This is a genomic window from Dehalococcoidia bacterium (genome assembly GCA_040902535.1).
GTDB lineage: Bacteria > Chloroflexota > Dehalococcoidia > DSTF01 > JACRBR01 > JBBDXD01.
Window position 1 is genome coordinate 23,881 of sequence record JBBDXD010000025.1, and the last position, 23,145, is coordinate 47,025.

Here is a 23,145-nt window from a genome sequence, read left to right on the forward strand (position 1 = left end):
CCGCTCTGCGCGCTCGTCACGCGGCGTCTCGTCGTTCACTTGTACTGCGCGAGGAAGGCCTCATCGCCCTGGTACAGGTCCTGACCGTCATTGACGCGATCGCGCAGCAAATGCCGGCTGTAGAAGTGCTGCCCCGAAAGCTCCTTCGCCTCGTCGCCGCAGAGATAGATCGCCGCGCGACCCATCGCCTCGGGCTTCTCGAGCATCGGACTCACCCCCGGCATCGTCTCGTCCAGGCGATGGTAGAGGGTACCCGGCGTCGGCACCCAGCCGTACGGCGACAACGCGAAGACGCGGATGTTGTGCTGTTTCACCTCGCCGGCCAACCCCTGCGTGAGTTCGCGCAGTGCGTGCTTCGTCACCTTGTACGAAATGTTGCCCGCGCCCTCCTGGTCCGCCGCGATCGATGAGATGTTGAAAATGACCCCATCGCCCTGCTTGATCATCTGCGGCAGCACGGCCTGGCACGCAACGGCCGCCCCGCGCACGTTGACCCGCCATACCAGGTCCCAGCGCTTCATCGGCATGTCGACCAAATTGCCGGGCGCCATCACGCCCGCATTGTTCACCAGGATGTCGATGCGGCCGAACTCGTCGATGGTCCGCTGTACGGCCGCGCGGATGCTCTCCTCGTCCGTCACGTCGCATCGCACCGCGATCGCCTTCACGCCTAATGCGGTCAGTTCTTGCGCCGTCGAGTAGATCGTGCCGGGCAGCTTCGGATCCTTTACCTCTTCCGTGCGCGCCGCTCCAGCGATGTTGCAGCCTTCCTTCGCGAACTCGCGCGCCATGTATTCCCCGACGCCGCGGCTCGCGCCCGTGATCAGCGCGACTTTGCCTTCCAGCTCTTTCATCTCCATTCCCTTCTTGCGTCTATTGGATGCTCTGATAATTGCCGGAGCCCGGAAGGCAGTTGGTCACCTGCCGTGTACACGAAGGCAGCCTTACGCGTGCCAATCAGAAGTCACACCCGGGATGCCATGGCCGCGCCTCCCTTCTTCGGCTCGGCCGTCGCGGGCCGAGGGCGCGTACGCTCCGGAAGCCGAGTTCACGGTTATACCCGCGGCCCCCGCCGCTGGTCCGGCTCTCGGCCGCCTGCGTACTTCGGCTTGTAGTCCGGCTCCCGCCCCGCCATCTGGTCACGGTGCATGCGGTCGTGCCGATAATACGACCGCAGCCATTGCATCACCGTCAGGCTGCCGAACATCGGCTGCGATGCCGTCCGTTCAAACTGCTCCGGCTCGATGGTCTCGATGAGCGCGAGCGTCGTCGCTCGCTCCTGCCGAAGCTGCGCCGTCAGCTCCCCGACCGTGCGCTCCGTGGCCGACGTCAACGGGATCCCCGGCCGCACCCCGGCGACGCCCGTCAGGTCCGGGCTATCCTCGGCCAGCGCCCGCTCGACCCACGCCCGATACGACGTCTCCATCTCGGCCAGGTGGGCGAGCTGCTGCTTCGCCGACCACTGGGCTTCCCCCTCCGCATCGGGCCGCGCGAAACCCGCCTCCTTGTCCGAGAGTGCTTCAGCCTGGGCAAGCAAGGCATCCCGTTCCGACGTCATCTTGTCAAGTAATTCGCGTATCGCGTCTGGCGTCGCCATTACGGATCCCTCTCGAACCCTCTCGTTCGCCTGGAACGGCAGTAACGCCCTGCCGTCTCCGAGCGTTGATCGTGATGTCAAGCGTAGGAGAGGGAAGAAGTATGGCCAAGCGCGACCCCGAACGCACCCAGAAGATGCGTATCGCCGTTCGCTACCTGCTCGAGCGGGACTGCCTCGCCAAGGGCAACCAGTCCCGGATTGCGGAGCACTTCCACGTATCGAGGCAGCGCGTGCACCAGATCGTCGTCGAAGAGCGGAGGCGCCTCGGCTGGCCGGCCGGCGACGGGCATCTTGTCGCCGAACCCGCCTACGCCGTCGCGGCGCCATCCATCGCGGCGCCCTTTGCGTACGCCATGCGAGAGGAACGGCAGGTATAGGATGGTCAAGCGCAATCCCGAACGCACCGAAAGGCTCCGGATCGCCGTCCGCCACCTGCTCGAGAAGCAGGCCCTTGAGAAGGGCATCCAGTCGACGCTCGCGCGCCACTTCCACGTCTCACGCCAGCGCGTGCACCAGATCGTCGTCGAAGAGCGCCAGCGATCACAGGCAGCCGCCAGCAGCTCGCACCACGTCGGCGTGAGCTGACGCTGGCGCCAGCTGCAAGGCAGAACAACAACAGAGGAGATGGGCCTCTGTTGTTTGTGTCTTGCGAGCGGCGATCCGTGGGATGCATGGTCCGAACTGGCCGATTCCGCATATGATGGCATCCAGGGACCGTACCTGAACGACCGGACTGCATATGGCCACGATCGGCTACATTACGCTAACACTCGAGGCCTACCCCGAGGGCAAAGCCTTCGTCTCGCGCTGTCGAGAACTGGACGTCGCCAGTTGCGGGGATACCGTCGGCGAGGCGATCGAAGCCGTGAGAGACGCTGTGGCCACGTATCTCAACGCCATCGGGGATCTGGGAGAGCGCGCGCGCATCTTCACTGAGCGTGGGATCGAGATCAGCAAGACAAAGCCCCGGGAGGTCCGCGTCGAGTCCAACCTTCCGCCCAATTCCTTCACGGGGAAGGTAGTCCTGCCAATCGCTGCGTGAGCAAGCGTCCGGACAAACCGAGTCGGAAGAAACCGAACCGCAACGTCTACCGCCTCCCACCTGCATCCCGCCTCCCGCCTCTAGCCTCTAGCCCCTAAACCCCAGCCGCTCCGCAGCCGCCATCGCGAAGTGGTCCGTCATGCCGCTGATGTAGTCCGCCACCCGCCGCGACAGCGCATCGTCCGGGCGCGTGTACTCCGACGATGCAAACTCTTCGGGATGCGCCATCAGACGCTCCCACAGGAACTCGATGACGCGACGCGCGCGGTCCGCCTCCGCGAGCCGCTCCTCCCACAGGTACACGCTGTCGAACATGAAGTCCCGCAGCTCGTCGGTGGCCGCGCGTATGCCTTCGCTCATTACGATTGTCGCATCCGCCGGCAGCGCGCCGTCGACGCGCCGCGCCTGCGCCGCCGCGTATGACGCGTCGACGATATCGCTGACCAGCGTGTCGATGCGCTGCGAGTGCGTCTCGCCGAGTGCCCGCCGTGCGTCCCGCGGCAAATCGTCAATCGTCACTACGCCTGCCCGCAGCGCATCAGCGATGTCGTGGTTCAGGTACGCGACGGAGTCCGATAGCCGCACGGTCTGGCCCTCAAGCGTGCCCGCGAGCGGGCCGCCCCACTCCGCCTGCGACCAGTAGCGCTCGCCCAACTCCTCGAAGATCCCCTCACGCGGTTTCGAATGCTTGAGGATGCCCTCGCGCACCTCCCACGTCAGGTTCAACCCCGCGCCCGACGCTTCCAGCATGTCGACGATGCGCACGCTCTGCTCGTTGTGCCGAAAGCCTTCCGGCAGCAACTTGCCGAGCGCTTCCTCGCCGGCGTGGCCGAACGGCGTGTGTCCCAGGTCGTGCCCGAGCGCGATCGCCTCGGCGAGGTCTTCGTTCACGTCGAGCCCGCGCGCGATCGTCCGCCCGATCTGCGCCACCTCGAGCGTGTGCGTCAGCCGCGTCACGTAGTGGTCGCCGAGGGGTGCGATGAACACTTGCGTCTTGTGCTTCAGCCGCCGGAACGCCTTGCAGTGGATGATCCGGTCGCGGTCGCGCTGGTACTCCGTCCGCATATCGGACGGCGCCTCGTGCCGCATGCGGCCGCGCGACTCCGCAGAGCGCATCGCCGCGGGCGCCAGGAGATCGCGCTCGCGTTGTTCGAGCCGCTTGCGAACAGTGCTGTGGGGGTGTGTCATCGGTGGTTATTGTAGGGTATCGCGTTTGAGGTTCCCTGCGACGCCCTGTTGAGAAGCATCTGCTTCCCAACCAGCGCGGCCTACGCGCTGTCCTATAAGATTGGCTCCGCACAACGAAATCGCCGCAGTTATCGACTGTTCACACTTCACCCCGACTGACGGCGCCGCTGCTTGCCTGCAGCGCATCTATCAGTCTATGAAGGTCCTCGCGTTGCTCTTGGAAGATGACGAGCTGGAGAGCCACAACAACCGCTGCCACAACCGCTAATCTTGCTCCCCCTCGCAGTCCGACTCGCTGTAGTCCAAGCATCGCCAACGGCACCATGACGATTGCCGCAGGAGCAAGTAGCCTCGCTGTGTCCGTCGCGAATGGCAGTTGCAGATAGACCCCTAGTAGCAACGCCGCCAGCCCGGCGTATCGAGTCAGAGAACGTGGATGGGCTAGCAACGCGAGCGGGAACAATAGACCCCAGACACCCCAAGTTAGAAATCGAGCGTCTTTGAACAGATCGCTAAGCGAGCCCGGCCATGATGCACCCACGCCGTATGAGCTCCCTTCGGCATCAAATATGAGACGCGGCAGCGCGAATGCCCCGACGCCCAACAATAGTGACAACGCGATAACGTCAACTCGACGAGCATCGACCGCCGCGACGACCAGGGGGCCGACGAGAACAAGCCCAACTTCCTTGTTGAGCACTCCGAGTACTAGCATTGCCAGCGCCCACGCCCCATCTTCGCGAAAGGCTCGCCCAGGTGCCCACCCCCATCGCCGCCATCGATAGCGGGTCAACAAGCCCTTTATCGATAACGAAGAACTCTGCAACCCAGAACGTCGCCGTCGCGCTGCCAAGGCCGACGTAGCGCAACGGCGCTACGACACCAAGCTCCATCTGGACGTAATACAACGACACGAGGAACACACCGAGCGCGACGAACGTGATTGTCCCGAAGCTCCCCGGAACGAACCCCGCGAGCCATGGCGTCAGCACGCGATACGCAAACGGAGCCGGCACAGCGACACCGTCGCTCATCCGAGAGTAATAGACGTTGTCAGGGCACACGTTCGCAGCGCATGCCGCGCCGTCCGAGATCGTACCTTGCCACGAAACCACGACGTAGAGAATCGCCACGAGTGCAAACGATACGGGAGCGACGCGAACCAACATCCGCCGATGATCCCGTTCGACCACTCTAGGTGTCAATCCGACACGCTTAGAAACGCTCGCCGCTAGGCAGAAAGGTCGATGTTAGTTCCTCCATCGACCTTCGGTCGTCAGCTTGGGTGCTAGTACCCGCGCGTCGAGGGGGTATCCATAAAATCGCCGAGCGATTTACAGACGCCGTTGGCCTCGGCCGCGCTATTGTTCTCGGAGGTCTGGGCTACGCCACCCGCTCGTCGGCTTCCCCACCCTCAAACACCATCACGCGGTTGCGGCCGGCGCGCTTGGCGTCGTAGAGCGCCGCATCGGCGAGGCGCAGCAGATCTTCGGGGCTGCGCGCGCCCGATGCGTGGCCTTCGGCGACGCCGATGCTCACCGTGACGCTCGTGTGGTGCTGCCGGTCCACCCAGAAGTCCTGCGACGCCACCCGCTCGTTCCACGCCAGCGCTGCGTCCGTCGCGCGCGGCAGCGTCAGCGCAGGCATCACGAACACCAACTCATCGCCACCGTAGCGCGCGGCGATGTGTCTGGCGCCCGCCGCCTCGCGCGCGAGCGCGCCGAGTTGCCGCAGCACTTCGTCGCCCGCGTCGTGGCCGTAGGTATCGTTGATCTGCTTGAAGTGGTCGACGTCCGCCATCGCCACGGACAACGGCGAACCCTCGCGGTGCGCCCGTTCGCACTCCGCGTTCAGCACCTCGTCTATGTAGCGGCGATTCGGGATGCCCGTTAGAGCGTCGGTGCGCGCCAGCAGGTGCTCCGAGCGCATACTGTCGAGCAGCTTCTCGTTCAGCGCCGCCAGGTGATGACGCGACTCCGCCAACTCGTGGTACATCTGGATGCCGCGGATCGTCATCGCCGCCTGCGACGCGAGGTCCACGAGGTACGCGATGTTCTCGAACGTCTGCGGCAGGTTCGATGCATAGCTCATGCAGCCGACCGCCTCGCCTTTGACGATCAGCGGCACGACGGCAGCCGAACGGATCAGCGCCGCCCGGAAGAACGCCCGCGCCCGCTCGTCGATCCGCGGATCGTTTTGGATGTCCTGCATCAGCACCGGTTCGCCCGTGCGGAACGCCTCGACCTGAATCGGGTTCGGCTTGCGCACGGCCGCCACCCAGCGTTCGCCCTGCGCCGTGGCTGCGCCCATGTTGTTGATCGCGCGCCGCACCATCGCACCCGAAGCTGCTTCGTAGACATCGATCGTCACCGACGTCATGCCCGAAACGCCGGCGATGATGGTGCACAGTTCGCGCAATACGTCTTCGATGCTGTCGTTGTCGGAGATCAACCGCGCGATGCTGCCCAGCGCGCTCACCTGCTCGTGCTGCTGCGCCGAGCGCCGTGCCTCCAGCGAACGCTGCAGTGCGATCGCGAACGGCGCCAGCGCCGCGTCGAAGAAGCGCATCGCATCGTCCGGCACGCCGCCAGGCCAGTCGCCGCGCACGACGATCATCTCGGCGCCGAGCATTGTCGCCGAAGGCCGCGCGGCGAACGCCGTCAGGTCGCGCGCACCTTCGAGCGGCGCAAATCCGCGGGCACGATCTTGCTCGAACCGAAAGGACAGCGGCCGCCCCGCGTCGGTAAGCTTGCGATGAATCACCCAGAGCGCGTTGTTGTCGGGCAGTGGCTCGTCGCAGAGCCGCGCGAAACCCTCGCCTTCGTCCGCAAACACCACGGCGACATCGCGCGCGCCGAGGCCTTCGCGCAGGAGCGCGCGCATCTCATCGAGCGCAGCCCGCGGCGCACCCGTCGAGGCGATCTGCGTCATGCGCGCGAGGCGCTCAATCTGCTGCATCAGCGCCGGTCGCCTCGCGCATCGCTCTGGCGCCCGCGTCGCGGCGGCGGCACGAAGCTGCCAAACGGGATCAGCGCCGAGGGCGTGAGCGCCCACGCGCCTGCCCGCGGCGACCATGCAACGCTGCGTTCATCCGTGCGCGGATCCGCGGTCTTCCGCTGCGCGTCCTTACGTGTGCCGAACCTCATGCCAACCACCTCTATCAGAGAGATAATCGGCGGTCGCGGCTCCAGATTCAGGCTTCCGCTCGGCGCGATCGCCCCGCACCATCACCACCCCGGAGGATCAGGTGCCAGCACTCATCCTGCGGACGTTATGTGGAGCCAGTTAGTGCGTCTTCATTCGCCGCTGCTGCGCTGCGATGCCGCGCGGGCTTACCCCCCCCCCTCGACGGTGGCCCGGCGGCGCCTGAAGCTAGGCCGTCCACCGCAGCAGCAACTGGTACAGCCGGAACAGCAGCCGCGTGCTGTCGAAGACGATCACGTCCGGCCGCTGGTTCAGCTTCGGCTCCACGTGCTCGAACAGCCGCACTTCATCGAAGTGCGCGGTCCCGCGTTCGCCGATCGCATCCTCCAGCCGCCGCGACTCCGTGTACGGGATGAACGGGTCCGCGCGGTCGTGGATGATGAACAGCTCCGCCTGCACCCGCTCGATGCTCGTGCGCGGCGAAAGATATTCGAGCTCTGACACCGCCGATGCCGGCAGCCTGTTGATCAGCGCCGGCACCGCCGCCGGATCTTCGTTGGACAGGAATTCGTACGAGCTGCGCCCGATCGGCGAGAGCGTCGCCAACTCCGCCGGCCGCGGCTGGTCGTCTCGCACGAACCAGCGCCAGAGCAGGTCGCGGTCGTCCCCGTCCTCGACCGAGCGGATGATCTGTTGCGCCATCACCTCTTCGGCGTGTTCGCGCGGCGTCCACTCCTCGGCGACCTCGCCGTACTCAATGTGGTGCGTCGCGATCGCGCCGAAGGTCTGCAGCGCATCGAAGTAGCCGCCGAACGACACCACGTGATCGACCTCGTCGGCGATACGCGGGTCCGCCGCCGCCACGAGCGCCAGCGACCCGCCGACGCTCGCGCCGAAAAACCCGACGCGTGCCGGATCCACCGTCGGCAGTGACTGCACGTACTGAAACTCCGCCACCAGCGCGTCGATCTCCTCCGCCACGACCTCCTCATCGTCCAGGCGTTCAGAGAACGGCACGACGATCACGACCCCGGCCCGCGCCGTGTCCTCCGCGATGCGCACCAGCCGCGGCTCGTCCAGGTCGAGCGGCGGCGCACCCATCGAGAAGACCACGCCCGGATGGTTGTCACCGGACGCCGGCATATACAGGTCCGCTTCGATACTGCGCGGCCCGTTGCGGCTCTCGTACTCGATCGTGATGCGCTCGCGCGTCGGCGCCTCGGTGATGAACTCGATCGGCCGCAGCGGCAGATCGACCTGAAGCACCATGTCCGGCAGGTAGATCGCTGCGAGCACCGCCACCCGTCCGCGGTGCGTCAGGCTCAGCAGGAACGGCATGCCGCCGATCAGCGCCAGCGCGAGTAAGAGCGGCCAGATCCGTATGAGGAAGCGACGGAGCAAATTCATTCTTCGCCGAAGTCTAGCGGCTCCCCCTGCTGGTCAATCGCGCCGGTATAATCCCGCCCATGTATTCCCGGCTCACCTGGATGGACTGGACCATGCTCTCGCTGATCGCGCTGCTCGCGGCGTTCCACGCGGCGACGCTCGGCGGCGTCTTTCGAGGCGAAGACGCAGGCACGGGGCCGGCGTTCTTTGACCTCAGCCGCCTGCCCGAAGGCAACGCGCCCACCGGCCTCCGCGAACCGACCGCCGCCGACCGCGCCGAAGCCGACGCCAGCCCCGACCTGCCCGGCCGCTTCGTACCGACGCAGGGGAAACGCCACAGCGGCGTCTGGCCGGGCGACCGTGTGCCGTACTGCCCCCAGGGCGAAGTGCGCAGTGATTGTTACGCATCACTGCCGCCTTCATCGGGTTTGCACGCGCCCGTGCAGCGCGCCGTGCGCCTCGAGGACGGCTCGGTGACGCCGCTGCCGCCGAACCCTGGTGTTTATGAGTTCAATCTCCCGCGCGAGGCCGTCCCGCACCTGCAGGAGCACGCCGGCGTGTTCGTCGGCTACAACTGCGCCACCGACGCTTGTCTCGACATCATCCCCACGCTCGAAGCGCTTGTCATCGAAGAATTGTCCGTCGGCGCGCGCGTCATCATGGCGCGCTTCAGCGACCTCCCGCCGGACACGATCGGCCTCGCCAGTTGGACCCGGGTCGATACGTTCGACGCGACGGAGTTCGACGCCGTGCGAATCAGCGCTTTCATCAAGACGCATAGCTGCCGCTTCGACCCCGAAGGCTTCTGCAGGGAGGACGCTCCGCAATCGTGACGCGCCCCCGTGCCTGCTTGCCAACGCTACGGCGTGGCTAGCGACGGCTGCCCGCGGTCACTTGTGAATAATTGCCCAATCGTGCGACAACCCCCACAATGCACTCGTGAGTTCCATCCAGCAATCCATCCCGCTCGTCGGCCAGAACGTCGAAGAGGCCGTCGATACCGATGTCGAGCAGAACATCCTGCTCACCGGCGTCGACACCGTCATGAACTGGGCACGCAGTTCGTCGCTGTGGCCGACGATGTTCGGTCTCGCCTGCTGCGCGATGGAGATGATCGCCACCGCCACCCCCCGCTACGACATCTCGCGCTTCGGCGCCGAGATCTTTCGCGCTTCGCCGCGCCAGGCTGACCTGATGATCGTCTCCGGCACCTGCACGTGGAAGATGGCGCCCGCGATCCGTCGCATCTGGATGCAGATGCCCGATCCCAAGTGGGCGATCTCGATGGGCGGCTGCGCGATCATGGGCGGCCCCTTCGCGTACGCGTACAGCGTGCTCCCCGGCGTCAATCTCATCGTCCCGGTGGACGTCTATGTGCCCGGTTGCCCGCCCCGCCCGGAATCACTGCTCACGGGCTTGATCATGCTGCAGAACAAGATCATGGACTCGCGCGTCACCGGCCAGCGCGAGACCCCGCAGCCCGACGGCGACTTCAGCCGCTACCTCCCGCCCGACGACCCGATCCGGCGCGAACTCGAATCACTTTTCCCGCCGTATCCCGAGTTCAAGGCCGAAGAGTCGGCGCTCTGGGAGGGCTAGCCAGCCCCACGTGCGATCTGCCCAAAGGCGCACACAGCATAGCCGCGTATCCCTGCCGCATTCATCGAGGTTGCAAGACGTGCAACTCCCTGCTGCATTCACTCAGGTAGTGATGAGCGTCCACGGCGAACGCGGACGCGCCTGGCTCGAAGCGCTGCCGGCGCTCCTCGACGACATCGCGCGCGAGTGGCGCATCGAGATCCGTGAGCCGTTCGCGCTGTCGTACAACTACGTCACGCGAGCGCGCACGCACGACGGGGCGGACGTCGTGCTGAAGGTGGGCGTGCCATCGCAGGCGCTGGCGAACGAGATCGCCGCGCTGCGCCACTTCGATGGCCGCGGCGCCGTGCGGTTGATCGCCGCCGATGTCGCCCGCGGTGCCATGCTCCTGGAGCGCGTCATCCCCGGCGACACCCTCAAGGACGTCGATGATGACGAGTCCGCCACGGCGATCGCTGCCGACGTGATGCGCGCCATGTGGCGTCCGCCGCCGTCCCGGCACGACTTCCCGACGGTCGCCGAGTGGGGACAGGGCTTCACGCGGCTCCGCCAGCACTTCCGCGGCGGCACCGGGCCGCTGCCCGCGCGCCTCGTCGCGATGGCGGAACACACTTACGGCGATCTCGTCGCCTCCTCCGCGCCGCCCGTGCTGTTGCACGGCGACCTCCACCACGAAAATATGTTGCACGCCGCGAACGGGCGTTGGCTCGCCATCGACCCGCAGGGCGTGGTCGGCGAGCCGGTGTATGACACCGGCGCGCTCCTGCGCAACCCGCACGAATGGCTCGCCGGCGCGGCCGATCCGGCGCGCCTTCTGTCACGCCGCGTGACGATCCTCGCCGAGCGCCTCGGCTTCGACCGGCAGCGCATCCTCGACTGGGCGATGGCCCAGGCTGTTTTGTCGGCGTGGTGGCACATCGAGGACCACGAGGCCGGCGGCATCGAATCCGCGATCGCCGTGGCGGAGGTCTTCGCGGACATGCGCTAACCGCGGTGTCGCGTCACGCGCTTCGTCGCGCGGCGACGAGTCGGCGCGTCGCCGCCGAAATTCTTCACGTTGCTGCAAGCTTCGGCCGTCAACCTACCGACGCCGCCGGACGTTTTATGTACTGCGCGGCGAGCGGGTCCTGGCTCTGACCTCCCCCATCCCTGGCCGGACCTGCTCGTTGCACTTCTTCCCGCCCGCCCCACGTCGCCATTCCCACCTCGATCAGAGGTAAAATCATTCGATGACACGCTGCGCCCGATCAGAACAAATGGTCTTGACACCGCACGGCCGCCGCCCTAAGATTGCGCGGTCGATAGATCGTTTGTTCTAGCCCGTCGGGCTATGCGCTGTGGGCAGGAGGCACGCCATGGCAAGGAATGAAAAGACGCCGGCATACTCTGGGAACGATCCCGTGAAGAAGGACCAGGCGCTCAAAGACGCACTCGCCGATATCGAAAAGCGCTACGGCCACGGCGCCATCATGAAACTCGGCGATGCGCGCGACTTCAAGGTCGAGGTCGTCTCCACGGGCTCGCTCGCACTTGATATGGCGCTCGGCGTCGGCGGGCTGCCCCGCGGGCGCATCACCGAGATCTACGGCCCGGAAGGCGCTGGCAAGTCGACGCTCGCGTACCACGTCGTCGGATCCGCGCAGAGGACCGGCGGCATCGCCGCCTATATCGATGTCGAGCACGCGCTCGACAAGGACCACGCCGAATCGTGCGGCATCAACGTCGCCGAACTGCTGATCTCGCAGCCCGACACCGGCGAACAGGCGCTCGAGATCTGCGATGCGCTCGTCCGCAGCAACGCCGTCGATGTCATCGTTGTCGATAGCGTCGCGGCGCTTGTGCCCAGAGCGGAGATCGAAGGCGACATGGGCGACTCGCTTCCCGGCCTGCAAGCGCGCCTCATGTCGCAGGCGCTCCGCAAGCTCACCGCCGTCATCTCCAAGTCCCGCGCGACGGTCATCTTCATCAACCAGTTGCGCGAGAAGATCGGCGTCGTCTTCGGCAACCCGGAGACCACGCCCGGCGGTCGCGCACTCAAGTTTTACAGCTCCGTGCGCATCGAACTGCGGCGCGCCGAATCACTCAAGCAGGGCACCGACATCATCGGCAACCGCGTACGCGCCAAGGTCGTGAAGAACAAGGTGGCGGCGCCGTTCCGCACTGCCGAGTTCGACATTCTCTTCAGCGGCAAGCACCGTGGCATCAGCCGCGAAGGCGACATCGTCGACCTCGGCGTCGATGCGAATGTCGTCAAGAAGATGGGCGCGTTCTTCAGCTACGGCGAACTCCGTCTCGGCCAGGGGCGCGAAGCGGCGAAGGAATACCTGCGGCAGAACCCCGACCTCGCGCGCGAGATCGAAGAGCTGATCGTCTCGATGACGCCGGGCGCCGTCGCGGCGGCCAGCGCGAATGGCCATGCTGCCGCCGCGATCGTCGAGCCGGACGAACCGCCGGTACAGGCATAGCGTCGCGCTCGCAACGCCGGTCGATTGATGATGGCCTACGACTACTTCGTTGCGTCGCGATACCGGAACAAGCAAGCGGTGCTCGACCTCGTGAGCCGGATTCGCGCGCGCGGCAAGTCCGCCTACTGCTTCTTCGAATCCGACGAAGCACAGTTCGGAGTTGTTACGCCTGATGAAGATCCGGAAGCGATTATGCAGAAGTTCGAGTCGCTGATCGGCTGGCGCGACGATCCGAAGGTCATAGCGATCTTCGAAGCAGACATGAAGGCGCTCAGGGATTCCGCCGCCATCATCCTCCTGCTGCCCGCAGGCAAGTCCGCGCACATCGAGGCGGGCGTTGGCTACGGACTCGGCAAGAAACTGATCCTGATCGGCGAGCAGCATGAGACCGAGAGCCTCTACCTGATCTTCAGCGAGGCGTACGCGTCCGTCGAGGAGTTCGTGGCCTCCATGAGCGACAATTGATGCTCGTCACCGCAGTCGTACGCAAACCGCGCCGAGCCGGCCGCGTCGACGTGTACGTCGATGGCGAAGTCGCGTTCGACGTGCAGCGCGATACCGCGCGCACCAGCGAACTGCGTCCCGGACGCAGCATCGAACCGGCAGAGATCGAGGCGATCATCGCCGCCGACCGCAAACGCCAGGCGCTCGAGGCCGCGGTCGCACTACTCGCGCGCCGTCCGCGCAGCGAGCGTGAGGTGCGCAGCCGGCTCGCGCAACGTAAGTTCCCAGCGCCCATCATCGAAGAAACGATGGCGCGTCTCGATGCACTCAAACTCATCGACGACGCCGCGTTCGCGCGTTACTGGGCCGAAACTAGAGATCGCACGAGTCCGCGTGGCCGGCGGCTCGTCACGCAGGAATTGCGCAGCCGCGGCGTCGATGCCGGCATGGCCTCCGAAGCGACCGCCGAACTATCCGATGCCGATGCCGCGTACCGCGTGGCTTCTCGGCGGGCGCGCTCGCTGGCGGCCGCCGACTACCAGACCTTCCGCAACCGGCTCGGCTCCCTGCTGCAGCGCCGCGGCTTCGGCTGGGACGTCGCCGGCGCCACGGTCGAACGCTGCTGGCAGGAACTCGGACGCGCGGCCGCGGAGGATGATCTCGTATCTGGCATCGAGTAGGCTGATCCGGTGAGCCTCCGCACGGTTATCGTCTCGCTGCTCATCCTCGTCGCGTTCATCGGAGCCTCATGCGGCGGTGGGAACGGCGGTACATCCGCGCCCACGGTCGAGATCGAAGGGTACGAACTGACGGGGCCCAGCCGCGAAGGTTCGCTGATCCTCACCCGGCCCGACGGCCTGTACGAGTTCACGATCGCGGGCGCAGAGATGCAACCCCTGGTCTCGCCCGATGAACCCGGCTCGTTCATCTTCGACCCCGCGATCTCGCCGCAGGCGACGCAGATCGCCTACGTCGTGCAGCCGCCGCCGCGCGTCGTTGACGGCGCGTACGACTCGGGCTCGGATATCTGGATCGCCAACCGCGATGGCACCAACGCGCGTCTGCTGTACGAGCATGAAGAGCCAAATCAACTCACACGCTTCCCGCACTGGGCCGATGAGAACACCGTCTACGCGATCATCCAGGTCATCGAGCAGGTCGAAGGGATCACGCAGGTGGTGTACACCCTGCAGCGCATCGACGCGGGAACCGGCGAGCGCGCGATCGTGCTCGAAGATACCGTGGCGTTCGACATCTCCCCGGCGGGGACACGCATCGTCTATGCAAAGCTCGATCCGACGACGAGCGAGACATTGCACGCCGTCGACATCGACGGCCAGGGAAACGCCGCGGAGCTCGTGCCCGTCGATGAGGCGCTTGCGCCGTTCAATTCGCCGCACTTCTCCCCCGCCGGGGACCGTATTGCCTTCGCCGCCGCCGATCAGAACGCAGCGCCGCCCACCGGCCAGCTGTTCGTAACGAGCCAGCCGGTGGCGACAACGCTCAATGGGCTGCCGGAGGACATCTGGCTCATCGACGCCGATGGCAGCCGTCCGCAACTCGTCGCCAGCCTCCAGGAAGACATACCGGCGCTCACCTGGGGCGGGGACGGCGAATACATCTACGTCCTCGGCGTGAACGCGCTCTACGAGATCAGCCTCGGGAATGGCGCCATCGAAGAGATCGGCGAAGGCGCCTTCCATGGCCAGCTCGTCTGGGCGCCGGGAGAGTGACGTGAGCGTCGAATCCGAAACTCGCGACTTCTCGCAAGCGCAGCTTCGCATCGAAGAACTCCGGACGCTCATTGCCTACCACGAGCATCGCTACTTCGTCCTCGATGCGCCGGAGATCTCCGACGCCGAGTTTGATCAGCTCATGGCGGAACTGCGCGCGATCGAATCGGCGCACCCGGAGTTGATCGCGCCCGATTCGCCCACCCAGCGCGTGGGCGGAGCGCCCGTCGAGACCTTCGGGATCGTCGAGCACCGGGTCCCGTTGCTGTCGCTCGCAAATGCGTTCGATGCCGGCGACCTCCGCGCGTGGCATCGGCGCGTTTCGAACCTGCTCGAGCGCGACGACTTTCAGATGGTCGTGGAGCCGAAGATCGATGGACTCGCGGTCGCACTCGTCTACGACAACGGCCAGCTCCACACCGCTGCCACGCGCGGCGACGGCGCGCGTGGTGAAAACATCACGCAGAACGTGCGCACCATCCGCACCATTCCGCAGCGCTTCCCCACAAAGGGCGCGCCCGGCCGTTTCGAGGTCCGCGGCGAGATCTTCATGACCAAGAGCGGCTTCGAAAAGCTCAACTACGACCGCGGCGAGGCCGGCCTGCCGTTGTTCGCGAGCCCGCGCAACTCCGCCGCAGGCTCTGTGCGCCAGCTCGATCCGAAGGTGACGGCCAGCCGCCCCCTCGATGCGTTCATCTACCAGCTCGGCTGGCAGGACGATGGCAAGGCGTTCGCTTCGCACTGGGACGTGCTGAAGTGGTTCGAGAAGCTCGGCTTCAAGGTGAATCCGAACATCGCTCGTTTCGACACGATCGACGAAGTAGCGCAGTTCTCCGCCGACTGGACCGAGAAGCGCGAATCACTCGACTACGAGATCGACGGCATCGTCGTGAAGGTCGACTCGCTCGCCTATCAGCGTCAACTCGGCGTCGTCGGCCGCGAGCCGCGGTGGGCCGTCGCGTTCAAGTTTCCGCCCACGCAGGCAACGACGAAACTCCTCCGCATCGATGTCAACGTCGGCCGCACGGGCACGCTCAACCCGTTCGCCGTGCTCGATCCCGTGCGCATCGCGGGGGCGACGGTAAAACTCGCGACGCTCCACAACGAAGACGACATCCGCCGCAAGGACATACGCGTCGGAGATATCGTCATCGTGCAGCGCGCCGGCGATGTCATACCGCAGGTCGTCGGGCCCGTGCTCACAAAGCGCGCTCGCAGATCGAAGCCCTTTGCGATGCCCACGGCATGCCCTGTCTGCGGCACGGAGGTCGTCCGCCCCGCCGGCGAGGCGGCGTACTATTGCCCGAACCGCCAGTGCCCGGCACAGCGATATCGTCTGCTCGAGCACTTCGTCAGCCGCGGCGCCATGGATATCGATGGTATCGGCGAGTCGCTTGCCTACGCGTTGATGGATCGCGGCCTCGTCCGCGACGGCGCCGACCTCTACTTCCTGCACGCGAAGCGCGACGACCTGTTGGGCCTCGAACGCATGGGCGAAAAGAGCGTCGATAAGCTGTTGCGCGGTATCGAGGCGAGCAAGAAGCGGCCGCTCGGGCGGGTGCTCGTCGCGCTGGGTATTCGCCACGTCGGCGGCGAAGTCGCATCGACGATCGCCAATCATTTCGGCAGCATCGATGCGATCATGGACGCCTCGGTCGCCGACATCACCGCCATCCCCGGCATCGGCGAGAAGATTGCCGACAGCATCGGCGAGCATTTCGCGCTCGACGAGAATCGCGCCGTCGTCGAAAAGCTGCGCAAGGCCGGCGTCAACCTCCGTGAAAAGGCCGGCGGCGCGCGCGAGGGACCGCTGAGCGGGCTGTCGTTCGTGGTCACCGGCCGGCTCGAGCGCCTGTCGCGCGACGCTGCGGAGTCACTCGTCAAACGTTGCGGCGGCGCTGTGTCCGCCAGCGTCACGAAGAAGACGAATTATCTCGTCGTGGGCGCTGAACCGGGATCGAAGCTCGCGAAGGCGGAGAAACTGGGCACGGCGATCCTCGACGAGGATCAGTTCCTCGCGCTGCTCGCCGAACACGGCATTGAGGCGTAGTCAGGCGGCAGGCTCTTCGCGCGTCGGGTCGAGGTCCTCGTCGTGGCCGTCGTGCATGCGGTGACCGGTGTTGTCACGCAGGTCGGGGCGCGATGCCATCAGGCGCTCGAACGAGTCGACGACATGCGGATCAAACTGCGATCCGCAGTTGGCGCGCACTTCCGTCATCGCTTCTTCGTGCGACATCGCCGCGCGGTACGGACGGTCAGAGGTCATCGCATCGTACGCGTCGACGATCGAAAAGATGCGCGCTTCGAGCGGGATGTTCTCTCCGGCGAGGCCGAACGGGTAGCCCATGCCGTCGTAGCGCTCGTGGTGGTACAGCAGAATCGGCAGCGCCTTCTCCAGGAATCCGACCTTCGACACCATCACGCCGGCCAGCAGCGGATGCTTGCGCATCGCTTCCCATTCCATGGGCGTGAGCTTCTTCGGCTGCTTGAGCACCGCGTCGGGCACGCCGATCTTGCCGACGTCGTGCAGCAGCGCGCCACGCTCGATATCGACGAGCCCGCTCTCCGTGACGCCCATGAACTTCGCCAGTTGCACGGTGAGCTTGGCGACGCGCTCGCAGTGGCCCTCCGTGTCATTGTCCTTCGCATCGAGCGCCGCCATCAGCACCTTGAGCGTGGTGTCGTAGCTGTTCTCCAGTTCGTTCGCGTCGGAGCGCACGCGCGCGAAGAGTTGCGCCTGTTCGACCGCCGCGACCGCCTGGCTCGCCAGATCCTCCACGAGACGCACCTCGGCCGGCGTATAGTTGTGCGCGCCGGCAGCGCGCAGCACGGCGACGGCTCCGACCACCCGGTCGCGCATCGCCAGCGGCACGCAGAGCAACGGCGACGAGCCGTCGATCTCCGGCGTCTGCCCCAGCAGTTGCGTATAGGTGCCCGCTGACTGTGTGGTCACGACCGTCTGGTTCGTCGCGATGCAGCGTCGTATGAACCACTCGTCGAGCGCGCGCTGGTGCAATGTCAGGTCGCCCGTCGTGCGGTCGTACGTCGTCTTGAGCAGCAGGTCATTCGTGTCTTCATCGAGCAACGCCACCAGCCCGAAGCGGCCATGTGCCAACCCCGTCGCATCGGCCGCGAGCTTCGTCAGCACATCGTGCAAGTCGAGCGAGGAGCGAAGTTGCTCGCCGGTCTCGAAAAGATACTTGAGACGCAGGTGTGATTGCACGTGCGTCAAGATGCCCCACCAGAACGCGAACTGCAGCAGCACCCACGCGCCCGCCGTGAAGAGCACGCTGATCACGATGATCTCCCGCTGCGCATGCGTGATGGCGGCGTCGACCGCACCGGCGTCGTGGCCGACCTCGACGACGAACGCTCCCGTCCGCGTCGATGTCACGAACAGTCCCTCGCCGGCCGCCTGTTCGCGTCGCCAGGCAAGACCGCTCTGCGTGAACAGGGCGGGGCTCTCCGGCGCACCACCCCTCGCGAAAACCTCGGTCCCGTCGGCGGAAACGATGCGTACGTAGCGCGTGCTGCCCGAAAGCAGCGGCTCGACGGCAGCGGCCGTCAGATCGGCGTCGAAGTCCTCCGCTCGCTGCGGCAGCGTCACCGCGATCGGTTCAGCGACGAGTTCATGCGTTTCGCGAGCGACGATCTGCTCGTGCCACCCGGCCGCAAGCTGCGTCGCGATGTACGCGGCCGTGACGAGCGCAAGCGCGCACACAGCAAAACTGACGCCGGCGAAGCGCACGTAGGGTCGCGAACCTGAATAGCCGCCCATATCACCTCATGAGGGGTTCCGACTGGTGAATCATCGGCGTTCAGCTTCGCTCGCTACAGCCTTTATCGCCGTCTCCGCGCGTCAACGATCGACGAGCGTAGATTCAACGCGATGCTATAGTGATGGCCATGGAAACCAAGCTCCAGGCTCTCCACCGCATCGTGGGTGAGATGAATTCGGCGCTCGTGGCCTTCTCGGCCGGCGTGGATAGCACGTTCGTCGCCGCCGCCGCTGCCGACGTCCTGGGCGAGCGCGCCCTCGCGGTCACCGGCGTCTCCCCGTCGATTCCTGCATCGGAGGTCGAAGAGGCGAAGGCGCTCGCCAGCCAGATCGGCATCCGGCATGTGCTGCTCGATACGTCCGAGATGGACAGCCCCGGATACGTCGAAAATAGCCCCCAGCGGTGCTACTTCTGCAAAACCGAGCTCTATTCGCTGCTCGAAGACATGGCGCGGCGCGACGGCTACGCCTACGTCCTGGATGGCTGCAACCTCGACGACCTCGGCGACCACCGCCCGGGACGCGTCGCAGCGGCCGAGCACTGCGTGCGTAGTCCGCTTATCGAAGCGCAGCTCTCGAAATCCGAGATCCGCGAGCTATCGAAGGACCGCGGGCTGCCGACGTGGGACAAGCCCGCCATGGCCTGTCTGTCGTCACGCATCCCATACGGTACGCCGGTGACGGTGCAAGCGCTCGACCGCATCGGCGCGTCGGAGGCGTTCCTCCGCGGCCTCGGCATACGACAGTTGCGCGTCCGCCATCACGACGACGTCGCACGCATCGAGGTCGATGCGGACGCGCTCGCGATCGTGGTGGAGCATCGCGAACGCATCGTGCGGCGCCTCAAGAACTTGGGCTACAAGTACGTGACGCTTGATCTCGCCGGCTTCCGCTCGGGCTCGATGAACGAAGGTCTGGCGAACGCGACGCAGAGTTCGACGATCGAACTCATCTCCCTCAGCTAGCGTCGGCGCTCTTCCGCGCGAACTTGCGGACGGCTTCCGCCGCGCCGGCGAGCGGCACGATTGTGCCGTCCTTCTCGGTGCGCAGTTTTATCTCGGCGCCGCCGTTCTCGATGCTCCGCGGGCTGACCGTCACGCGCACGGGCATGCCGAGCAGGTCAGCGTCGTTGAACTTGACGCCGGCCGAGCCCTCTTCGCGGTCGTCATACAGCACCTCGCACCCGGCATCTTGTAGCTGCTGGTACACCTGCTCGACACTTTCGCGCACGCCGGGCTTGTCGTAGCCCAGCCCGACGAGATGCACGTCGAACGGCGCCAGTTCGGGCGGCCAGATGATCCCCCGTTCGTCGTGGTTCGCCTCGATCGCGCCCGCGAACACGCGTCCCACACCGATGCCGTAGCAGCCCATAACCGGATGCTGCAGGTTGCCCTCTTCGTCGGCGTACGTCGCTTCGAGCTTTTCCGTGTACACCGTGCCGAGCTTGAAAACGTGGCCCATCTCCATACCGCGCTTCGCCTCGAGCTGCCCGCCGCAACGCGGACATGCATCACCTTCGCGCGCGAGTGAGATATCGGTGACGATGTCGGCCTGCCAATCACGGCCATGATTCACGTTGCGAAGATGCACGTCAGGCTTGTTAGCCCCCGCGACGAGGTTCCGCGAGTCGAGCACCGTATCATCCGCGACGATCGTGATGTCCTTCAGTCCCACCGGCGAAGCCGACCCCGCGACCAACCCGTGTTTGCGCACGCCATCATCGTCCAGCAGCGTCAGCTCGACGGCCTTGAGCGCGTTACGAAGTTTCGCCTCGTTAACCTCGAGGTCGCCGCGGATCGCCACGAATGCGGGCTTGCCGTCGGCCTCGTAGAACACCGCCTTGAGCGTGCGATAATGCGGCACCTTCAAAAAGTGCACCAGGTCGTCGATGGTCCTCTGTCCGGGCGTCGCGACCTCTTCCATGGGCTGCGGGTCTTCCGGAGGCAATGCGTGCTTCTTGTGGTCCGCCTTCTCGTCCGTCGCCGCGTAGTTGCAGCGAGGACATATCAGCACCGTCGACTCGCCGACGTCCGTGATGAAGATGAACTCTTCGCTGTCGCGCCCGCCGATCGCTCCCGAGTCGGCAAGCATCGGCAGCGTGGGCACGCCGCACCGCTCGAAGATCCGGACATACGCGTCGCGCGCGGCGTTGTAGCTGTCGTCAAGCGCTTCCCACGTCGCGTCGAAGCTGTACGCGTCTTTCATCGTGAATTCGCGCACGCGCATCAGGCCGCCGCGCGGGCGCGCCTCGTCGCGAAATTTCGTCTGGATCTGGTAGACCATGAGCGGCATGTCGCGATAGCTCTGCACCTGCCGCTTGAACAGGTCTACGACGACTTCCTCGTGCGTCGGACCGAGCACGAACTGGCGTTCTTTGCGGTCCTGCACATGGATCAGCACGTCCGACATGGTTTTGGCGCGGCCTGATTGCTCCCAAAGCTCGGCCGGCTGGATCGCCGGCAGCATCACTTCCTGTCCGCCGGCGCGATCCATCTCCTCGCGGATGATCTGCTCGATCTTGCGGAGCACCTTCCAGCCGACAGGCAGATAGCTGTAGATGCCCGCCGCGAGTTGCTGCGCCAGTCCCGCGCGAAGCATCAACTGGTGGTTCGGCGTATCCGCATCGGCTGGCGCGTTTCGCAGCGTCTTCGCAAAGAGCTTTGACATTCGCATGGTGGCCGTAGCTTAGCGAATGCGCCGCCCGAGCAGTACGACGGCGGTTGATCGCTCGCGCCCCTTCCGGCACGATGGGGCTCCTCCGGCACGACGAAGGAGCCGCTCGTGACGAAGACGCTCGAACTCCTGAGATTCGCGCCCGACGACCGCGTGCGAATCATCCACGCCGACGACCGCGGATTCTCGCACGCGTCGAACGTCGCCGCGTTCGAGGCGATGGAGCGCGGCAGCCTGACCTGCGCATCGATGCTTGTCCCGGCGCCCTGGTTCATGGAGACCGCCAATCTCGCCCGGCAACATCCGGCAGCCATGGCGCCGAACGACTGCGCGCACCGCGCGAAGGAGTACGAGATCTTCCGCACGCCTGATATGCGCACCTACTGCGAGAGCATCGGCGTCAGGCCCATCGGCTATCGCGAGATCCGCGATCGGTTACGCGCATCGCTCGGCGCGGCGGTGTGATGCAACTCGAAGGCGCCGTCGTCATCGTCACCGGCGCCAGCGCTGGCATCGGCCGCGAGACGGCGCTCGCCTTCGCGCGGCGCGGTTCGCACCTCTCACTCGCCGCGCGACGGGAAGATCGGCTGCACGACCTCTCCCGCCGCATCGATCGCATCGGCGTCCAAACGCTCGTCGTACCGACCGACGTCGGCCGGGCCGCCGACGTCGAGCGCATGGTGCGCGCGACGGTCGAGCGCTTCGGACGCATCGACGTGCTGGTGAACAACGCCGGCTTCGGCTTCAGCGGCACGATTGAGGAGACCACCGAGGCGGACATGCGCGAGTTGATGGACGTGAACTACATGGGCGCGTTCAACGCCACGCGCGCCGTGCTGCCGCACATGCGACGCCAGCGGCAGGGTCACATCGTCAACGTCGCTTCGGTGGTGGGGAAGCTCGCTTTCCCGTTCCACGGCGCCTATTCCGCGACGAAGTTCGCGATGATCGGCATGACGGAGTCGCTGCGCGGCGAACTCGACGGCTCGGGCGTCACGGCGACCGTCGTGCTCCCCGGCAGCACCCGCACGGAGTTCTTCGACGTCCAGCGCACGAACGACGGTCACGTTTCCGCGCCGACGGGCCCGCAGCAGAACGCTGAGCACGTTGCGCGCGCCATCGTGCGCTCCGTCGACCATCCTGTCCCCGAAGTCAACGTCTTCCCCGGATACCGCATTGCCTACGGGCTCAACGCGTTCTTCCCGTCACTGCGTGACTTCGCCGGCCGTCAGTTCTACCGTCGCAGCAAGGGCAAGCCACGACGCCCATAGAACTGTGATGGCTATCGGCTGTCACCGAGTCGACGATCGCAACGCGCGCTGAGCCAGCGCCCGCGCATGCCGGACGACTTCGCGTTGTTGTTCAGAGAGCAGCGGCATGATCTCCTCGGACGCGAACAGATAGAGGCGGAGCGTCGCCGCCGCAATCGCCTCATGCGACTCGCCGTTGAGCGCCAGGGCGGAGCGCTGCGTCGACGCCCATGGCTCACCCATCGATTCGACGACGAGGTCCCAGAGACGGTTCTCGCTGCCGTAGAGCATACGGCGGTGCAACGCCATGATCGGCGCGAGACGGACCGCAAGCAGCGAGCGCTGCACGGCGGCGCCGAGCAGCTCGCGGCGCTCGATCATGGCGACGAGCTTGTGCACCTCTTCGGCCCAGCCGGTCGTGGCCTCCGCTACCCAGGCGTCGCACGCCGTCGCGACGGCATCCCAGGAGAACGCGCGCGCCTCTCGCTTGAGCTGTTTGGCGACGCCTGTCGGATCAACGAGGATGCGCGCCTCACGCCAGCCCGGCACCGACGTCGGGATGGAGCGCGGGTCGCGGAACGAAGCCCGCGCCCTGGCCGCCGTGTGAGGCGATACGGTGACGAGATGCCCGTCACGGCGCGAGATCGCCCAGGTCGCGTGCCATCGCTCTCGGCGCGGGCGCGCGTATACCGCGATAAGATCGATATCCGACTGCGCGTGAGCCGTACCTGTCGCATGGCTGCCCGTCAGCAGGACCGCGAGCGCGCCATCGTCGTGGAGGTCGCGTGCGACGCGTCGCGCAACGGTACGGGCGGCGGCGCCTGAATCGCCGCTCGATGACGACAT

Annotated in this window: 24 protein-coding genes; 14 read left to right on the plus strand and 10 right to left on the minus strand. The window is 65.9% G+C overall.

What is annotated here, in order from left to right:
- Positions 1 to 35: 35 nt before the first annotated feature.
- Together WEB52_14150 and WEB52_14155 are read right to left on the minus strand one after the other, a co-directional pair.
- Positions 36 to 854 (minus strand): SDR family NAD(P)-dependent oxidoreductase, encoded by an 819-nt coding sequence (locus WEB52_14150; GenBank protein ID MEX2227580.1) that lies wholly within the window; start codon positions 852 to 854, stop codon positions 36 to 38.
- 200 nt (positions 855 to 1,054) lie between these two features.
- Positions 1,055 to 1,558 carry a DinB family protein gene (locus WEB52_14155; protein ID MEX2227581.1) on the minus strand — a complete coding sequence of 168 codons (504 nt, stop codon included), beginning with the start codon at positions 1,556 to 1,558 and terminating at the stop codon, positions 1,055 to 1,057.
- 140 nt (positions 1,559 to 1,698) lie between these two features.
- Between WEB52_14155 and WEB52_14160 the strand changes: the two genes are divergently transcribed.
- The 3 genes from WEB52_14160 (at position 1,699) to WEB52_14170 (ending at position 2,639) form a co-directional block, all read left to right on the plus strand.
- Positions 1,699 to 1,974: a hypothetical protein gene (locus WEB52_14160; GenBank protein ID MEX2227582.1), complete on the plus strand. Its 276-nt coding sequence runs from the start codon at positions 1,699 to 1,701 to the stop codon at positions 1,972 to 1,974.
- A 1-nt stretch (position 1,975) separates the two neighbouring features.
- Positions 1,976 to 2,182 (plus strand): hypothetical protein, encoded by a 207-nt coding sequence (locus WEB52_14165; protein MEX2227583.1) that lies wholly within the window; start codon positions 1,976 to 1,978, stop codon positions 2,180 to 2,182.
- 154 nt (positions 2,183 to 2,336) lie between these two features.
- On the plus strand, positions 2,337 to 2,639 hold the full coding sequence (locus WEB52_14170) for a hypothetical protein (GenBank protein MEX2227584.1): 303 nt from the start codon (positions 2,337 to 2,339) through the stop codon (positions 2,637 to 2,639).
- An 87-nt stretch (positions 2,640 to 2,726) separates the two neighbouring features.
- On the opposite strand, the gene WEB52_14175 is transcribed toward WEB52_14170, so the two are convergent.
- From WEB52_14175 to WEB52_14195, 5 genes are all read right to left on the minus strand, one after another.
- Positions 2,727 to 3,827 carry a deoxyguanosinetriphosphate triphosphohydrolase gene (locus WEB52_14175; GenBank protein ID MEX2227585.1) on the minus strand — a complete coding sequence of 367 codons (1,101 nt, stop codon included), beginning with the start codon at positions 3,825 to 3,827 and terminating at the stop codon, positions 2,727 to 2,729.
- Between the two features lie 139 nt (positions 3,828 to 3,966).
- Positions 3,967 to 4,527 carry a hypothetical protein gene (locus WEB52_14180; protein MEX2227586.1) on the minus strand — a complete coding sequence of 187 codons (561 nt, stop codon included), beginning with the start codon at positions 4,525 to 4,527 and terminating at the stop codon, positions 3,967 to 3,969.
- 683 nt (positions 4,528 to 5,210) lie between these two features.
- Complete coding sequence (locus tag WEB52_14185; protein MEX2227587.1) at positions 5,211 to 6,785, minus strand: sensor domain-containing diguanylate cyclase; 1,575 nt, start codon at positions 6,783 to 6,785, stop codon at positions 5,211 to 5,213.
- On the minus strand, positions 6,785 to 6,973 hold the full coding sequence (locus WEB52_14190; GenBank protein ID MEX2227588.1) for a hypothetical protein: 189 nt from the start codon (positions 6,971 to 6,973) through the stop codon (positions 6,785 to 6,787). The genes WEB52_14185 and WEB52_14190 overlap by 1 nt, the downstream gene beginning before the upstream one ends.
- Positions 6,974 to 7,199: 226 nt before the next feature.
- Positions 7,200 to 8,378 (minus strand): acetylxylan esterase, encoded by a 1,179-nt coding sequence (locus WEB52_14195; protein MEX2227589.1) that lies wholly within the window; start codon positions 8,376 to 8,378, stop codon positions 7,200 to 7,202.
- A gap of 59 nt (positions 8,379 to 8,437) precedes the next feature.
- Here WEB52_14195 and WEB52_14200 point away from each other — a divergent pair, with 59 nt between their 5' ends.
- From WEB52_14200 to ligA, 8 genes are all read left to right on the plus strand, one after another.
- Positions 8,438 to 9,190 carry a DUF3105 domain-containing protein gene (locus WEB52_14200; protein MEX2227590.1) on the plus strand — a complete coding sequence of 251 codons (753 nt, stop codon included), beginning with the start codon at positions 8,438 to 8,440 and terminating at the stop codon, positions 9,188 to 9,190.
- A gap of 127 nt (positions 9,191 to 9,317) precedes the next feature.
- On the plus strand, positions 9,318 to 9,956 hold the full coding sequence (locus WEB52_14205) for an NADH-quinone oxidoreductase subunit B family protein (protein MEX2227591.1): 639 nt from the start codon (positions 9,318 to 9,320) through the stop codon (positions 9,954 to 9,956).
- 112 nt (positions 9,957 to 10,068) lie between these two features.
- A complete protein-coding gene (locus WEB52_14210) occupies positions 10,069 to 10,944 on the plus strand; it encodes an aminoglycoside phosphotransferase family protein (protein MEX2227592.1) in 876 nt (291 codons plus the stop codon).
- Between the two features lie 367 nt (positions 10,945 to 11,311).
- Positions 11,312 to 12,421 carry a recombinase RecA gene (gene recA, locus WEB52_14215; GenBank protein MEX2227593.1) on the plus strand — a complete coding sequence of 370 codons (1,110 nt, stop codon included), beginning with the start codon at positions 11,312 to 11,314 and terminating at the stop codon, positions 12,419 to 12,421.
- A gap of 30 nt (positions 12,422 to 12,451) precedes the next feature.
- On the plus strand, positions 12,452 to 12,886 hold the full coding sequence (locus WEB52_14220; GenBank protein MEX2227594.1) for a hypothetical protein: 435 nt from the start codon (positions 12,452 to 12,454) through the stop codon (positions 12,884 to 12,886).
- Entirely contained in the window at positions 12,886 to 13,545 is a 660-nt protein-coding gene (locus WEB52_14225) for a regulatory protein RecX (GenBank protein ID MEX2227595.1), read from the plus strand. The genes WEB52_14220 and WEB52_14225 overlap by 1 nt, the downstream gene beginning before the upstream one ends.
- A gap of 9 nt (positions 13,546 to 13,554) precedes the next feature.
- A complete protein-coding gene (locus WEB52_14230) occupies positions 13,555 to 14,598 on the plus strand; it encodes a hypothetical protein (protein MEX2227596.1) in 1,044 nt (347 codons plus the stop codon).
- A 1-nt stretch (position 14,599) separates the two neighbouring features.
- Positions 14,600 to 16,648 carry an NAD-dependent DNA ligase LigA gene (gene ligA, locus WEB52_14235; protein MEX2227597.1) on the plus strand — a complete coding sequence of 683 codons (2,049 nt, stop codon included), beginning with the start codon at positions 14,600 to 14,602 and terminating at the stop codon, positions 16,646 to 16,648.
- Here ligA and WEB52_14240 read toward each other — a convergent pair whose 3' ends face one another.
- Positions 16,649 to 18,376, minus strand: coding sequence for an HD domain-containing phosphohydrolase (locus WEB52_14240; GenBank protein MEX2227598.1), 1,728 nt, complete (start codon positions 18,374 to 18,376; stop codon positions 16,649 to 16,651).
- A 128-nt stretch (positions 18,377 to 18,504) separates the two neighbouring features.
- On the opposite strand from WEB52_14240, the gene larE reads away from it, so the two are divergent.
- Entirely contained in the window at positions 18,505 to 19,341 is an 837-nt protein-coding gene (gene larE / locus WEB52_14245) for an ATP-dependent sacrificial sulfur transferase LarE (protein ID MEX2227599.1), read from the plus strand.
- Here larE and WEB52_14250 read toward each other — a convergent pair.
- On the minus strand, positions 19,334 to 21,043 hold the full coding sequence (locus tag WEB52_14250; protein MEX2227600.1) for a proline--tRNA ligase: 1,710 nt from the start codon (positions 21,041 to 21,043) through the stop codon (positions 19,334 to 19,336). The genes larE and WEB52_14250 overlap by 8 nt on opposite strands.
- Positions 21,044 to 21,157: 114 nt before the next feature.
- On the opposite strand from WEB52_14250, the gene WEB52_14255 reads away from it, so the two are divergent.
- Together WEB52_14255 and WEB52_14260 are read left to right on the plus strand one after the other, a co-directional pair.
- On the plus strand, positions 21,158 to 21,514 hold the full coding sequence (locus WEB52_14255; GenBank protein MEX2227601.1) for a ChbG/HpnK family deacetylase: 357 nt from the start codon (positions 21,158 to 21,160) through the stop codon (positions 21,512 to 21,514).
- Positions 21,514 to 22,320 (plus strand): SDR family oxidoreductase, encoded by an 807-nt coding sequence (locus WEB52_14260; GenBank protein MEX2227602.1) that lies wholly within the window; start codon positions 21,514 to 21,516, stop codon positions 22,318 to 22,320. The genes WEB52_14255 and WEB52_14260 overlap by 1 nt, the downstream gene beginning before the upstream one ends.
- 21 nt (positions 22,321 to 22,341) lie before the next feature.
- On the opposite strand, the gene WEB52_14265 is transcribed toward WEB52_14260, so the two are convergent.
- A complete protein-coding gene (locus WEB52_14265; protein MEX2227603.1) occupies positions 22,342 to 23,145 on the minus strand; it encodes a nucleotidyltransferase domain-containing protein in 804 nt (267 codons plus the stop codon).

Bases quoted from the DNA above. Each gene is read 5' to 3' on its own strand.
- WEB52_14195 (MEX2227589.1), bottom strand. From the start codon at position 8,378: ATGAATTTGCTCCGTCGCTTCCTCATACGGATCTGGCCGCTCTTACTC.
- WEB52_14240 (MEX2227598.1), bottom strand. From the start codon at position 18,376: ATGGGCGGCTATTCAGGTTCGCGACCCTACGTGCGCTTCGCCGGCGTC.
- WEB52_14185 (MEX2227587.1), bottom strand. From the start codon at position 6,785: ATGCAGCAGATTGAGCGCCTCGCGCGCATGACGCAGATCGCCTCGACG.
- WEB52_14225 (MEX2227595.1), top strand. From the start codon at position 12,886: ATGCTCGTCACCGCAGTCGTACGCAAACCGCGCCGAGCCGGCCGCGTC.
- WEB52_14190 (MEX2227588.1), bottom strand. From the start codon at position 6,973: ATGAGGTTCGGCACACGTAAGGACGCGCAGCGGAAGACCGCGGATCCG.
- WEB52_14150 (MEX2227580.1), bottom strand. From the start codon at position 854: ATGAAAGAGCTGGAAGGCAAAGTCGCGCTGATCACGGGCGCGAGCCGC.
- WEB52_14160 (MEX2227582.1), top strand. From the start codon at position 1,699: ATGGCCAAGCGCGACCCCGAACGCACCCAGAAGATGCGTATCGCCGTT.
- WEB52_14155 (MEX2227581.1), bottom strand. From the start codon at position 1,558: ATGACGTCGGAACGGGATGCCTTGCTTGCCCAGGCTGAAGCACTCTCG.
- WEB52_14175 (MEX2227585.1), bottom strand. From the start codon at position 3,827: ATGACACACCCCCACAGCACTGTTCGCAAGCGGCTCGAACAACGCGAG.
- WEB52_14260 (MEX2227602.1), top strand. From the start codon at position 21,514: ATGCAACTCGAAGGCGCCGTCGTCATCGTCACCGGCGCCAGCGCTGGC.
- WEB52_14220 (MEX2227594.1), top strand. From the start codon at position 12,452: ATGGCCTACGACTACTTCGTTGCGTCGCGATACCGGAACAAGCAAGCG.
- recA (MEX2227593.1), top strand. From the start codon at position 11,312: ATGGCAAGGAATGAAAAGACGCCGGCATACTCTGGGAACGATCCCGTG.
- WEB52_14210 (MEX2227592.1), top strand. From the start codon at position 10,069: ATGAGCGTCCACGGCGAACGCGGACGCGCCTGGCTCGAAGCGCTGCCG.
- WEB52_14170 (MEX2227584.1), top strand. From the start codon at position 2,337: ATGGCCACGATCGGCTACATTACGCTAACACTCGAGGCCTACCCCGAG.
- WEB52_14165 (MEX2227583.1), top strand. From the start codon at position 1,976: ATGGTCAAGCGCAATCCCGAACGCACCGAAAGGCTCCGGATCGCCGTC.
- WEB52_14265 (MEX2227603.1), bottom strand. From the start codon at position 23,145: ATGTCGTCATCGAGCGGCGATTCAGGCGCCGCCGCCCGTACCGTTGCG.
- larE (MEX2227599.1), top strand. From the start codon at position 18,505: ATGGAAACCAAGCTCCAGGCTCTCCACCGCATCGTGGGTGAGATGAAT.
- WEB52_14250 (MEX2227600.1), bottom strand. From the start codon at position 21,043: ATGTCAAAGCTCTTTGCGAAGACGCTGCGAAACGCGCCAGCCGATGCG.
- WEB52_14200 (MEX2227590.1), top strand. From the start codon at position 8,438: ATGTATTCCCGGCTCACCTGGATGGACTGGACCATGCTCTCGCTGATC.